We start from the raw sequence: 13,106 nt of genomic DNA, 5'->3' as shown, positions 1-13,106 counted from the left end.
AGCCCCACCGAGACGAGAACGATCTCTCCCGGCGAGTCGCTCACCTGGAAAAATTCAGAGAGCAGGTCTGGTCACTTTCACCTGAGCGGCATCACCCGTCCCGGAAGGGGTTCGGCTAGGGCGAGGCGGGCTTGGGCGGCGTGGACCTGGTCGAACTGGATGGAGCGCTGATAGCCGCTGGCGAAGCCGGCAGGGCCTGGCCGGCGTAGTTGGCAGCGCGCTGATGTTGGCCGATGCGCCGGCAGCAGAAGCCGTCGGCGGCCAGTTCGGCAGGGCCGAAGGTGGGGATCCAGGTGGGATCGTCGTCGCGGGCTCTGGGCGTATAGGTGTCCTCGGCCTGGCCGACAGCTCTTCTGCCTGTCGTCTAGCGTGGGCGTCTGGTTCGGAGCCGTTAGCGGTGTCGGCGGCCACAGCGAAGGCGCGGGCATGACGCAGGTGCAGAAAGGCCATGACGCGAGGCGATGCCTGGGCGCGCTGCCCGGCCTCGACCGCGGCGACGGCGGGCCTGTTGGACAGCGTCGGGGTGGCGTTGGGGCTTCTCGTATTGTGCGAGGGCGCGGTAGACCCTGGCGAGGGAGGGGTTGTGACCCTTGCGCTTGCCGGTCGCCCTGTATCTAACCTCTGTGGTCAGTACAGCTAGCCGACGGTGACCAGGCCGCTCTCGTAGGCGGCGATCACCAGCTGGGCGCGGTCGCGGGCGTGTAACTTGGCCAGCAACTGGCCGATGTGGGTCTTCACGGTGGCCATGCTGACGATGAGGTGTTCGGTGATCTCGGTGTTGGACAGCCCCTGGCCGATGAGCTTGAGCACCTCGCGTTCCCGTGCCGTGATGCCGTTCAGGGAGCGGGCCGCCCGTTGCCGAGATTGCGGCTGCCGGGCGAACTCCCCGATGAGGCGCCGGGTCACGGAGGGCGCGAGCAGCGCCTCGCCGCCTGCCACGATCCGGATCGCGGAGAGCAGGTCGCCGGGCGGGGTGTCCTTGAGCAGGAACCCGCTGGCGCCCGCGCGCAGCGCTGAGAAGACGTAGGCGTCCAGGTCGAAGGTGGTCAGAATCAGCACCTTCACGCCCGCGGTCGCCGGTTCCCCGCAGATCCGCCGGGTCGCTTCGATCCCGTCGAGTTCAGGCATCCGGATGTCCATCAGCACGACGTCCGGCCGTAGCGCGGTGGCCTGCTTGACGGCCTGCAGCCCGTCCCCGGCCTCGCCGACGACCTCCAACCCGGGGGTGGTGCCGATCAGCAGCGCGAAGCTCGCCCTGAGCAATTGCTGGTCGTCGGCGATCAGCACCCGGACGCCGGTCACGTGGGCACCCCCTCCAGCGGGAGCCTCGCGTGGACCCGGAACCCGCGGCCTGCCAGTGGCCCGGCGGTGAACTCGCCCCCGTAGACGGTGACGCGTTCGCGCATGCCGATCAGCCCGTGGCCCGGGGGGCGGCCGGTCGGAGCCCGGCGGCCGTCGTCGGTCACTTCGATCTCCATGGCATTGTCCGTCCTGTCGACCCGCACCACGCAGCGCGCCGGAGCGGCATGCTTGATCACGTTGGTCAGGGACTCCTGCACGATGCGGTAGACCGCGAGCCCGATGGTAGCCGGAATGGTGTCGAGCCCGTCACCGATCCGCAGGTCGACCAGGGCCCCGGCGGAGGTCGTGTGGTCCGCGAGCTCGGCCAGCCGGTCGGCGGTCGGCGCCGGCTCCAGCTGCGCGGCTCCCTGCGGATCCTCGTCAACGGCGCGCAGCAGGCCGAGCATGCGCCGCAGCTCCCGGGCGGCCTCGCGGCTGCTGGCCTCGATGACGGTCAGGGCGGAGCGGGCCTCCTCAGGCCGCTCGTCGCCGACGTGGAGGGCCACGGACGCCTGCACGGTGATCAGGCTCAGGCTGTGCGCGACGCCGTCGTGCAGGTCGCGCGCGATGCGCAGCCGCTCGTCGGTCAGCACCTGCTGGGCGGCCCGAGCCTCGTGGTCCCGGCGGGCGCGCACCGCGCGTCCCACCACCCACACCGCAACCGGAATGATCATCTGGGTGACAAGCATGGGTAGCGATCTGCCCCAATCCGGCCGCGGCTCCAGCGCCACCGCGAAGAGGACCGCCGCGGAGATGCCACCCACGGACAGGACGAGCGCGGCCACGGCACGGCGGGACGGCGCCGTCACGGCCACCGGATAGATCGCGAAGACGAGGAGCAGGTCGGGCACGAAGGCCGCGTGGGGTGGCACCCACTGCAAGGCCACTACCAGCATGCTGGTTCCGGCCACGACCGCCAGCACCGGAACGGGCCGGTGGCGGCGGACCGCCAACGGCAGCCCCATGAGAACTCCGGCGAGGATGGGCAACGGCTCGACTCCCTCGTCCGGCGGCATCTGTTCGATGGTGTCCACCACGGCGAAGAACGTCAGGAACACGGCGATCGCCAGGTCGCCGAGGAGCTGGAACACGGGCCGCATCCTCAACAGCAGCGGCGGCCGGAGATCATGGGTCATGACGGAACGCTAGCCCGTGCCTGCCCGGCTCCGGCTCAGACCACGGTATGAGACCCATACCAGACCGTGCTCCGATGTTCCCGGCCGCCAGATTCGCGACCGTTGACGGCATGATCGAACTACGCGGACTCACCAGCATCTTCAACAAGCGCGGCGACCGGGCCGGGCGCGGCCGGGCGCGGGGCCTGACACTCGCGGGGGTGGTCGGGGGCGCGGCGGTCCTCGCTGCGGCGATGGCGCCACCGGCGAGCGCGATCATCGGTGGGCGCGACGCCACCGAGAACTATTCCTTCACCGTGACCCTGCGCGACGGCAAGGGCGTGCACTACTGCGGGGGCACGCTCGTCGCTCCGCAGTGGGTGGTGACGGCGGGACACTGCTCGCACGTCCCGGTCGGCCAGGTCAGCGCCAAGGTCGGCGGCACCGACGTCGAAAAGGGCGGCAGCGTGCGCCGCATCACGAAGATCGTCAGGCACCCCGACTACACCGCCGACCCGAACGACCTGCGGCACGACATCGCACTCCTCAAGCTGGACCGGCCGGTCCGGGAGACGCCGATCAGGATCGCCGCCGGGTCCGGCGCTCCGAGAACCCAAGTCCGTCTCCTGGGCTGGGGCATGACCTGCGAAGACGGAAACGAGTGCCCGGAGCCGCCGGTCACCCTGCAGGAGCTGGACAGCGAGATCGTCCCCGACAACCGGTGCACGGGCATCGACGCTGCGGGCGACATCTGCTCTGAACACCCCGCCCAAAAGGCCCAGAGCTGCATGCTCGACTCCGGCGGCCCCATGGTGCGCAAGATCAGGGCACGCTGGGAGCTGGTCGGCGTCACCAGCCGCGACGGTGACGAGAAGACCAACCCGAACTGCGTCGGACCCGGGGTGTGGACCGACGCCGCAGCCTACAAGGGCTGGATCAGGAGAACGGCCGGCATCGGAGCGCAGTACCCCACGGCCTGAGAAACCTTCCATTTTTCGTGCTGCGGACCTTGTAAGGAGTCCGCAGCCCGGAACATGTACTGCAGGCTGTCCCACGGCATCACCCCGAAGGATTCGGTGCTGACCTGCAGACTGGCCCACAGGGCCTCTTCCAGCCCGAGCCGCTCGTCCACCTGATGCGTCCGGTCGCGGGCGACCTGCTCCGGCGGGCGCTCGACCAGGAAACTCGCGGCCCCGCCCGGGGCTACGCCACCTGTCGATCTGCGCGTGGTAGATCACCCGCCGGACGTAGACCTCCGGGTCGCCCTTGATGCTCCGCCAGCGACCGGCGGCCTTGACCAGCGCGCTCTGCAGCAGGTCGGCTCAACCCGCGTGATGGTCGTGTTCCTGGGCGTGAAGACTCTGATCACCACGGACATCGACAGCCATGTGCAAGGTGAGCGGCACGCCCGGAACCTGGGTCCGGATCGGGTGACGCCTACTCGAAGAGGGATGGGTCTCCCGTGCCTCGGCGAAGGATCTCGGGCTCCTCCTGCGAGAGATCGATGACGGTCGTCGGGGTGGCGCCGCATTCGCCGGAGTCGATGACGGCGTCCACCACGTAGTCGAGCCTTTCCTTGATCTCCCAGCCCTGGGTCATCGGTTCGGTCTCGTCGGGCAGCAGCAGGGTGCTCGACAGCAGCGGCTCGCCGAACTCGTTCAGCAGCGCTTGGGTGACAACGTGATCAGGGATCCGGACGCCGACCGTCTTCTTCCTGGGGTGCAGCAACCGTCGCGGCACCTCCTTGGTTGCGGGCAGGATGAACGTGTAACCGCCGGGAGTCGCCGCCTTGACCAGCCGGAACACCGCATTGCTCACATGAACGAACTGGCCGAATTGGGCGAAATCTCTACAGATCAGAGTGAAGTGGTGGTCGCTGCCTAGGCTGCGGATCTCCCTGATCCGGTCGATGCCCTCCTTGTTGCCCAGCCGGCACCCCAGGGCGTAGCACGAGTCGGTCGGGTATGCGATCAGCCCGTCCGAACGCAAGAGCTCGACGACCTGACTGATCAGGCGAGGCTGGGGATTGTCCGGGTGTAGATCGAAGTACTTGGCCACATCTTGGATCTTAGGGAGCGGACCACCTCACCGCATGACACGCACCCCCCCACGGATGGTGTCCCACCGAGTGGTGGATCAACGATCTCGCCGTGCGGCCTACTCGAGCCAACAACCCTGAGCGGGTGAGCAACTACACCGCTCTGCGGGACGTCACCCGCCGGCAGCGGCACGTTCGCGAACAAGGCGATGCGGAAGACCGTCTCTGATCGCTGGACCTCCCGCTGGGCAAGCCTTCTACCCATCGCGTGGTCGACAGTCATGCGAGCGTCCCTCCGGGCTCGACGAGCAACTGTTTCCGCGTGATCTCGACCAGACCACCGTCTTGCCCGAGCCCAGGGACCCTAGGCGAGGAACGCCACTGTGGCGCGATCGAGTTCGGCCAGGTCGAGGCGGAAGCGGTCCGGGCCGACGGGCTGGGAGACGTTCCAGCCGATCCACGTCGGGACCGGTCCGGGGTAGGTCGCTTCCACAGCGACCGGGGTCGGGTGGGGAGCTCGTAGAACCTGGCTGAGGCGGCTCGGTGCAGGCGCGGGCTCGCCCTGTCGCCAGACGGTCACCGCACCGGCGCTTCTCCAGGCGTTCACCACGCCGACCTCCAGCGTCTGGGGAGGGGTGCCGGGCAGCAGGGACGTCCCGTCGGGGAGCTTCCAGAAGGCGGCGGCATCTCCCAGCTCGGCCCCTGTGCGGGCGAGTGCGGTCTGGAGATCGCGAATGAAGCGGGTGCGTACGGGGGCGGTGATGCCGGTCAGGCGCACCCCGAGGAAGATCTTGGTGGTGAAGAACACCTCGACGGCCAGGTCGTCGGGTTCCCCCAGCCAGTCACTGAGATCTTCTTCCCCGGTCAGGACGATAGGCGTTTCCCAGGCCCCGTCGATGGCGGCCTGAACCAGCGTCGGCCGCAATGCCGCCCACATGTGCACCGGATGGGGATCGCCCACCACAAGCCTCCCGTTCCCGGCCCTCTGCTCGCGCCCCCTGGCCGGCCGGGGGGCCGCGGGCGATCATCGGGTCAGCGCTTTGGGGTCTAATCTAACCTCTCGTTCCTGGAACCCGCCCTGCACGGTCCGACCGATCAGCTAGGAGCGCCCTGGGGAATCCAACTGCCCGACGACGACGTCGCGCACATCGTGATCGTCGGGCGCGGCACCGCCCATCTCCAACCAGGTCGAGATCGGTAGAGGGCCCGGCGCAACATCTCTCCGTCTCCACGCGGCAACACGTCATCCATACGGCCTGCGGCGGCGAAGCATAGAAGGACACATCGGACCGACGGAGGGACTCCACATGCGTACCGCCATCAGGTTTGTCATCGTGCTCGTCGGGCTGATCATCGTTGCTTCGATGACCGCCACCGCTTCGGCCGCGACGGCCATCGAGTACGGGCTCATCTTCTGATCCGGGCGCGGCGGCACTGGCACCCCACCGGGCCGGCCAGTGCGGGATATGCAGTCCAGCCTGTGGTAGACGCCGTCGGCCGGTGCCCTTTCGCCGCGACGGTGCGGTGGACGGTCGTTCATCTCACACTTTCAACGCTCTTCGTGATGGCCGGACCTGGTCACCGAGCTCTCGTGGGCTGGTGAACGACCTCTTTCAACGAACTCGCCGGACGTCGAGCTGCCACGACGGATTCCCTTGAGCGAAACCGAATATTGCTCCTCTCCCACCCTAATTTATTGGGCCTTGACACCCGACCGCATTAGCGCAGAATTGCGACAGGAAGTAAATTGCGGGCTTTTTTGCGGAGGGGATCTGCGCCCGGGCCATTTTGATTGGCGTTCCCACATTTCGCAACCATTATCAGTCAAGGTTCACGTGAAAGGGGAACACCGGATGATGCGCTGGATCATTGGCCTGAGCACGCGGTTTCGAGGTCTGGTGGTCGTGGCGGCACTGGCCGTCATAGTCACCGGAGTTTTTCAGTTACGCAATTCTTCAATAGAGGCCTTACCGGAATTCTCGCCACCCTATGTGGAGGTGCAGACCGAGGCTTTGGGCCTGTCCGCCAACGAAGTCGAGCAACTCATCACCGTCCCTCTCGAGGTAAATCTGCTCAATGGCGTGGCCTGGCTGGAAGAAATCCGATCCAACTCCGTGGCCGGCCTGTCCTCGGTCGAAATGATCTTCGAGCCGGGCACTGATCTGCTTCAGGCCCGGCAGATGGTCCAGGAGCGTCTCGGCCAGGCGGGCATCTTGCCCAACGTCTCCAAGCCGCCGACGATGCTGCAGCCGCTGTCGTCCACCAACCGCGTGGCGATCATCGGGCTGTCGGCCGAGGATCTGTCGCTGATCGAGATGTCCGTGCTGGCCCGGTGGAACATCAAACCCCGGCTGATGGGCGTGCCCGGCGTGGCGAACGTGGCCATCTGGGGACAGCGTGAGCGCCAGCTCCAGGTACAGGTCGATCCCGCCCGGCTGGCCCAGCACGGGGTGACGCTCAACCAGGTCATCTCCACCACCGGCAACGCGCTGTGGTCCTCACCGCTGAGCTTCGTCAAGGCCTCCACTCCCGGCTCCGGCGGCTTCATCGACACGCCGCAGCAGCGCCTGGGCATTCAGCACATCTCCCCCATCAAGACCGCGCAGGATCTGGCCCTGGTGCCGGTCGAGCCGGTCGAGGGCGCTGATGACGAGTCTGCCAAGACCGTCACCTTGGGTGACGTCGGTCAGGTGGTCGAGGATCATCAGCCGCTGATCGGTGACAGCGTCGCCGGCGATGGCGAGAGCCTCATGCTCGTGGTGGAGAAGTTCCCCGGAACCGACACCCTCCAGGTCACCAGAGGCATCGAGGAAGCCCTCGCCGCGCTCAAGCCGGGCCTGTCCGGGATGGAGCTCGACTCGTCCATCTACCGGCCCGCCACATTCGTCGAGGCCGCCCGCGGCAACCTGGCCCTGTCGGTGTCGGTGGGCCTCGGGCTGCTCGTGCTGATCGCCGGGGCCGTCCTGCTGAGCTGGCGGGCCGCGGTGATCACCTTGGTCACCGTACCGACCGCGCTCATCGGAGCGCTGCTGGTGCTGCAGTGGCGGGGCCAGCCGATCAACACGCTGGTACTGGCGGGGCTGATCATCGCTCTGGTGGTGGTCGTCCACGACGCCTTGGCCGACGTGCACCGGGTGGCGCACCGGGTGCCGGGCGAATCGATCGTCGAGGCGTTGATGGAGGTCCGCTCCCCGCTGCTGTACGCGACGCTGGTCGCCGTCGTCGCCGCGGTGCCCGCGCTGCTCCTGCCGGGCCTGGCGGGCCAGTTCTTCGGCCCGCTGCTGATCTCCTACCTGTTCGCGATCACCGCCTCGCTGCTCACCGCGCTGATCGTCACGCCGGCGCTGGCCTCCTTCCTGCTCAAGCGCGGGACCGAGCCGCGTGAGGGCCGGGCGCACCGGGCCTACCGGTCGGTGCTCGTCAGGAGCCTCGCCCGTCCCGTCCTGGCCTACGTGGTCGCGGGTGTGCTCCTGGTCGCCGGCCTGGCCACCGCGATCTTCACCGTGGCGCCGCGGGTCGGTGACAACGTGCTGCCCGCCTTCCAGGACCGCGACCTACTGATCCGCTGGGAGGCGCCGCCCGGCACCTCACAGCCGGCGATGGTCGAGGCGGCCAAGCAGGTCCGGACGGAGTTGAAGGCGGTGCCGGGCGTGCGCGGTGTGGCTGCGCATATGGGCCGCGCCGTCGCCTCCGACCAGGTCGTGGGCATCAACTCCGGCATGCTGTGGGTCGGGCTCACCCCTGAGGCCCCCTATGACGCGACGCTGGCCGCGATCCGTGACGTGGTGGGCCGCTACCCTGGCTTCGACCGGCAGGTGCGCACCTACCACGACGAGAGCGTCGCCGACGTGCTCGCGCCCGCCGCCGGTGACCTGGCCGTGCGCGTCTACGGCCAGGACCTCACCCAGCTGGCGGCCAAGGCCGATGAGGTACGGCAGGCGATCGCCACCGTCAACGGAGTTAAGAATCCGCAGGTCAGACTGCAGCCGGTGGAACCCACGATCGAGGTGGAGGTGAACGTCACCGCCGCACAGCAGCAAGGGCTCAAGCCGGGCGACGTACGCCGGGCCGCCGCCACCTACCTGCAGGGCATCGAGGTCGGCAGCCTTTTTGAGAACCAGAAGGTCTTCGAAGTCGTGGTGGTGGGCGCGCCGAACACCCGGCAGAACCTCGACAGCGTCGGCCAGGTCATGGTCGACACCCCCGGCGGCCGCCAGGTGCGCCTGTCGGACGTGGCCGAGGTCCGGGTCAAGCCCAACCAGAACAGCTTCAGGCACGAGGCGACCGCCCGCTACTACGACGTGGTCGCCGATCTGGCGGGACGTGACCGCGCGGCCGTCGTCGCCGACGTCGAGACCAAGGTCGGCGCGCTGACCTTCCCGCTGGAGTACCACGCCGAGGTCCTGGCTCCGGGCGAGCAGGGCGACGTGCACTGGGCCTCGATCCTGGCGCCCGGACTGGCCGCTCTGGTGGCGATCGCGCTCCTGCTGCAGGCCGCTCTGTCGAGCTGGCGCATGGCCCTGCTGGTGCTGCTCACGCTGCCGGTCACGCTGTCCGGCGGCATGGTCGTCGCCCTGCTGGGTCAGGGACGGCTCTCGCTGACCGTGCTGGCCGGGCTGGTGGCCGTGCTGGCGCTGGCCGTCCGGATGTCGCTACTGATGATCGGCCGGTTCCGCAAACTCGCGGAGGAGGATGGCGGTGTCACCACGGCCGAGCACGTCACCCGCGGCGCTGTGGAAAGCCTGGTGCCCGTCGTGGCCACCGCCGTAGCGGTGGCGGCAGCCGTAGGGCCACTCGTGATCCTGGGCAGCGTACCCGGCCACGAAGTAGCCCGCCCACTGGCGATCGGCGTGCTCGGCGGCCTGGTCACCACGGTGCTGTGCGGACTACTGATTCTGCCTGGGCTCTATCTCAGCCTCGCGCCCCGGCAACCACGCCCGGATCCGGACTCCGAAGTGAAGGAACTCGTAGGGGTGGGAAGCGCATGAGCAGGCGATGGATTCCGGCAGCCCTCATGCTCGCCGCCCTGGCTCTGCTGACCGGCTGCGCCACAGAGGCGGTCACGGCCAGCAGCACCGCCCAGGGGCCCGCGAAGGTGGAGAAACTGGCCGGCGCCGAGCAGAGCAAGGTCACCATCACCGACAAGGCGGCCCAGCGGCTCGGCATTCAGCTCGGTACCGTGCAGGCCGCGCCGGGCAACCTGCTGGTCGTGCCGTACTCCGCGGTGGTCTATGACACCAAGGGTCAGGCGTGGACGTTCACCAACCCCCAGAAGGGGGTCTACCTGCGCCACAAGGTGACCGTCGACTCGGTGCGGGATGCGACCGCCCTCCTCAGCGCCGGACCGGCCAACGGCACGGCCGTCGTGACCGTGGGCTCCGCCGAGCTCTACGGCGCCGAACTCGGTATCGGGAAGTAGGGGCCGGTCATGATGCGCTGGATCGTGCGCAGCAGCCTGCGCTTCCGCTACATCGTGCTCGCCATCGCCGCCGGAATGATGTTCTTCGGGGCGGGGCAACTGCGTGACATGCCGGTGGACGTCTTCCCGGAGTTCGCCCCGCCCCGGGTCGAGGTGCAGACCGCGTGCCTCGGCCTGGCCGCCTCCGAGGTGGAGAGCCTGATCACCGTGCCGCTGGAGGAAACGCTCAACGGCATCGAGGGCCTGGACGTTCTGCGCTCCAAGTCGGTGCCGCAGCTGTCGTCGGTACTCATGATCTTCAAACCGGGCACCGATCTGATCAGGGCCCGCCAGCTCGTCCAGGAACGGCTGGCCACCATCACGCCCACGATTCCGAGCTGGGCCACCCCACCGGTCATCCTGCAGCCGCTCTCCTCGACCAGCCGGGTCATGAAGATCGGCGTCTCCTCCAAGAACCACTCGATCACCGACCTGTCGATGATCTCCTTCTGGACCATCCGCAACCGGCTCCTGCAGGTGCCAGGGGTGGCCAACGCCCCCATCTGGGGCCAGCGCAAGCAGATGACGCTGGTGCAGGTGGACCCGGACAAGATGGCGGCCAAGGACGTCACGCTCGACCAGGTCATGGCCGCCTCCGGCGACGCGCTCGACGCCGGACTGCTCAAACACACCAACGGCACCATGGTCGGCACCGGCGGCTGGGTCGAGACGGCCGATCAGCGCCTGCCCGTCAGGCATGTGCTGCCCATCACCACCGGTCAGGACATCACCAAGATCCCGATCATCAGCAGCGACGGCGAGATCGTGGCGCTCAGTGAGGTGGCCGACGTCATCGAGGGCCACCAGCCGCTCATCGGCGACGCAGTGATCAACGACGGCGAAGGGCTGATGCTCATCGTCGAGAAGCTGCCCTGGGGCAACACGCTGGAAGTGACCAAGGGCGTCGAAGCCGCCATCGAGTCGCTCAAGCCGGGCCTGCCGGGCATCGATATTGACACCACCATCTTCCGCCCGGCCACCTTCGTGCAGGTCGCGCTCGACAACCTGATCCTCTCGCTGCTGCTGGGCTTCCTGCTGGTGGTGCTGATCATCGTCGCGTTTCTGTTCGAGTGGCGCGCCGCGGTGATCAGCCTGGTCACCATCCCGATCTCGCTCATGGCCGCCGTCCTGGTGCTCCAGTGGCGAGGGGACACGGTCAACACGATGATCCTGGCGGGGCTGGTGATCGCGCTCGGCGTGGTCGTCGACGACGCAATCATCGACGTCGAGAACATCATGCGGCGGCTGCGCCAGCATCGCCTGACCGGCTCCGACATCTCGACCGCACGGGTGATCCTGGACGCCTCGATGGAAGTCCGCTCGCCGATCATCTACGCCACATTGATCATCATTGCGGCAGCCGTTCCAGTGCTTTTCCTGGACGGCCTGGCCGGAGCCTTCTTCAACCCGCTGACCATCTCCTACGCCCTCGCGGTAGGCGCCTCGCTACTCGTCGCCCTCACCGTGACCCCGGCGCTGGCCCTCATCATGCTGCGCAGGGCCGCCGTCGAACGCAGGCAGTCACCGCTGGTCATCTGGCTGCAGAACGGCTACCAGCGCGCGCTGACGCGTACCGTCAAACGTCCCGGCGTGGCCTACGCCTCCGTCGGCGTCGTGATGGCGGCGGGCCTGGCCGTGCTGCCGTTCCTGGGCCAGTCGCTGCTGCCTTCCTTCAAGGAACGCGACTTCCTCATGCACTGGCTGACCCAGCCCGGCACCTCGCACCCCGAGATGATCCGGATCAGCACCGCGGCCAGCAAGGAACTGCGCTCGATCCCGGGCGTGCGCAATTTCGGCGCGCACATCGGCCAGGCCGCCAACGCCGACGAAGTGGTCGGCATGTACTTCGGCGAGAACTGGATCAGCATCGATCCCTCCGCCGACTACGACAAGACCCTCGCCGCCGTCCAGGAGGTCGTCGACGGCTACCCCGGCCTGCAACGCGACGTCCAGACGTACCTGAAGGAACGCATCAAGGAGGTGCTGACCGGCGCCAGCGAGACAATCGTCGTGCGCATCTTCGGCGACGACCTCGTCGGCCTGCGCGAGACCGCCGCGAAGGTCCAGGAACGCATCGCCGGCATTCCCGGCATCGTCGAGGCCAAAGCCTCGCTCCAGAAGGACATCCCGCAGATCGAGGTCCAGGTCGACCTGGCCAAGGCACAAAAGCACGGCCTCAAACCAGGCGACGTACGGCGGGCCGCCGCCGCGCTCCTGGCCACCGAAGAAGTCAGCGACACCTACTGGGAGGGCCGCGTCTACGACGTCCGGGTCTGGAGCGTCCCGGCCGCCCGCACCAGCCCCGAGGCGATCAAGAACCTGCCCATCGACACCCCCGGCGGAGAACAGGTCAAACTCTCCGACGTCGCCTCGGTGCAGATCAAGCCCACCCCGAACGTCATCGAACGCGAAGGCGGCTCCCGCCGCATCGACGTCGGCGCCAACGTCCGCGACCGCGACCTGGGCGCGGTGGCCCGCGACGTCGAAGCGGCACTGGCCGAGGTCGAGATGCCGCTGGGCTTCCACGCCGAGGTGCTGGGCGAGTACGCCGAGCGGCAGGCCGCCCAGCAACGCCTGTTCGGATACGCCGCCATCGCGCTCATCGTCGTGCTTATCCTGCTCAACCTGTCCTTCCGCAGCTGGCGGCTGGCCGTCCTCAGCCTGGCCACCCTGCCCGTGGCCCTGGTCGGTGGTGTCCTGGCCGCCTACCTCGGCGACGGCATCGTCTCGCTGGGCGCGCTCGTCGGGTTCTTCACTGTCATGGGCATCGCGGCCCGTAACGGCATCCTCATGATCAACCACTTCCAGCATCTGGAAGAGCACGAACACGAACCCTTCGGGGTCGCCCTCGTGCTGCGGGGAGCACGCGAGCGGCTGTCGCCGATCCTCATGACCGCGCTCGCCGCCGGGCTGGCGGTGCTGCCGCTCGTCATCATGGGTGACATCCCCGGGCACGAGATCGAACACCCGCTGGCCGTCGTCGTGCTGGGCGGATTGTTCACCTCCACCCTGCTCAACCTCTTCGTCACCCCGTCGCTCTACCTACGCTTCGCCAAGCGCCGGCGAGACCGGGTCGCCGCCTAAGGCTTGGACCGAGCATCTCCTGGTCTGCTCCGCGCAGACCAGGAGCTTGCCCGTCACTTCTTCAGCGCGG

The 13,106-nt window shown here is 68.0% G+C and carries 8 protein-coding genes; 4 read left to right on the top strand and 4 right to left on the bottom strand.

The window, feature by feature from the left end:
• Nucleotides 1-636: 636 nt before the first annotated feature.
• Nucleotides 637-1,302: a response regulator gene (locus ACIBX3_RS29525; RefSeq protein WP_397122544.1), complete on the bottom strand. Its 666-nt coding sequence runs from the start codon at nucleotides 1,300-1,302 to the stop codon at nucleotides 637-639.
• The gene (locus ACIBX3_RS29520) at nucleotides 1,299-2,477 is read right to left on the bottom strand and encodes a sensor histidine kinase (RefSeq protein ID WP_397122542.1); all 1,179 of its coding nucleotides are present in this window, start codon (nucleotides 2,475-2,477) and stop codon (nucleotides 1,299-1,301) included. The genes ACIBX3_RS29525 and ACIBX3_RS29520 overlap by 4 nt, the downstream gene beginning before the upstream one ends.
• Before the next feature lie 110 nt (nucleotides 2,478-2,587).
• Here ACIBX3_RS29520 and ACIBX3_RS29515 point away from each other — a divergent pair, with 110 nt between their 5' ends.
• Nucleotides 2,588-3,436: a S1 family peptidase gene (locus tag ACIBX3_RS29515; RefSeq protein ID WP_397122540.1), complete on the top strand. Its 849-nt coding sequence runs from the start codon at nucleotides 2,588-2,590 to the stop codon at nucleotides 3,434-3,436.
• A gap of 457 nt (nucleotides 3,437-3,893) precedes the next feature.
• Here the strand turns inward: ACIBX3_RS29515 and ACIBX3_RS29510 are convergent, their stop codons facing one another.
• Both ACIBX3_RS29510 and ACIBX3_RS29505 read right to left on the bottom strand, forming a co-directional pair.
• Entirely contained in the window at nucleotides 3,894-4,514 is a 621-nt protein-coding gene (locus ACIBX3_RS29510; protein WP_397122538.1) for an L-threonylcarbamoyladenylate synthase, read from the bottom strand.
• 344 nt (nucleotides 4,515-4,858) lie between these two features.
• Complete coding sequence (locus tag ACIBX3_RS29505; RefSeq protein ID WP_397122536.1) at nucleotides 4,859-5,455, bottom strand: hypothetical protein; 597 nt, start codon at nucleotides 5,453-5,455, stop codon at nucleotides 4,859-4,861.
• Between the two features lie 892 nt (nucleotides 5,456-6,347).
• Between ACIBX3_RS29505 and ACIBX3_RS29500 the strand changes: the two genes are divergently transcribed.
• Genes ACIBX3_RS29500 through ACIBX3_RS29490 form a run of 3 tightly spaced genes read left to right on the top strand, consistent with a single transcriptional unit; the run spans nucleotide 6,348 to nucleotide 13,036 of the window.
• A complete protein-coding gene (locus ACIBX3_RS29500) occupies nucleotides 6,348-9,482 on the top strand; it encodes an efflux RND transporter permease subunit (protein WP_397122534.1) in 3,135 nt (1,044 codons plus the stop codon).
• Complete coding sequence (locus ACIBX3_RS29495) at nucleotides 9,479-9,913, top strand: hypothetical protein (protein WP_397122532.1); 435 nt, start codon at nucleotides 9,479-9,481, stop codon at nucleotides 9,911-9,913. Before ACIBX3_RS29500 ends, ACIBX3_RS29495 begins: the two co-directional genes overlap by 4 nt.
• Nucleotides 9,914-9,922: 9 nt before the next feature.
• Complete coding sequence (locus tag ACIBX3_RS29490) at nucleotides 9,923-13,036, top strand: efflux RND transporter permease subunit (protein WP_397122530.1); 3,114 nt, start codon at nucleotides 9,923-9,925, stop codon at nucleotides 13,034-13,036.
• Nucleotides 13,037-13,106: the final 70 nt, after the last annotated feature.

The organism is Nonomuraea sp. NPDC049480 (genome assembly GCF_044465905.1).
Classification (GTDB): Bacteria; Actinomycetota; Actinomycetes; order Streptosporangiales; family Streptosporangiaceae; genus Nonomuraea.
This window is presented reverse-complemented; position numbering and strand designations above follow the sequence as displayed.

Excerpts from the sequence above, each read along its gene's own strand:
- ACIBX3_RS29520 (WP_397122542.1), bottom strand. The coding sequence starts at position 2,477 with ATGACCCATGATCTCCGGCCGCCGCTGCTGTTGAGGATGCGGCCCGTG.
- ACIBX3_RS29515 (WP_397122540.1), top strand. The coding sequence starts at position 2,588 with ATGATCGAACTACGCGGACTCACCAGCATCTTCAACAAGCGCGGCGAC.
- ACIBX3_RS29500 (WP_397122534.1), top strand. The coding sequence starts at position 6,348 with ATGATGCGCTGGATCATTGGCCTGAGCACGCGGTTTCGAGGTCTGGTG.
- ACIBX3_RS29495 (WP_397122532.1), top strand. The coding sequence starts at position 9,479 with ATGAGCAGGCGATGGATTCCGGCAGCCCTCATGCTCGCCGCCCTGGCT.
- ACIBX3_RS29490 (WP_397122530.1), top strand. The coding sequence starts at position 9,923 with ATGATGCGCTGGATCGTGCGCAGCAGCCTGCGCTTCCGCTACATCGTG.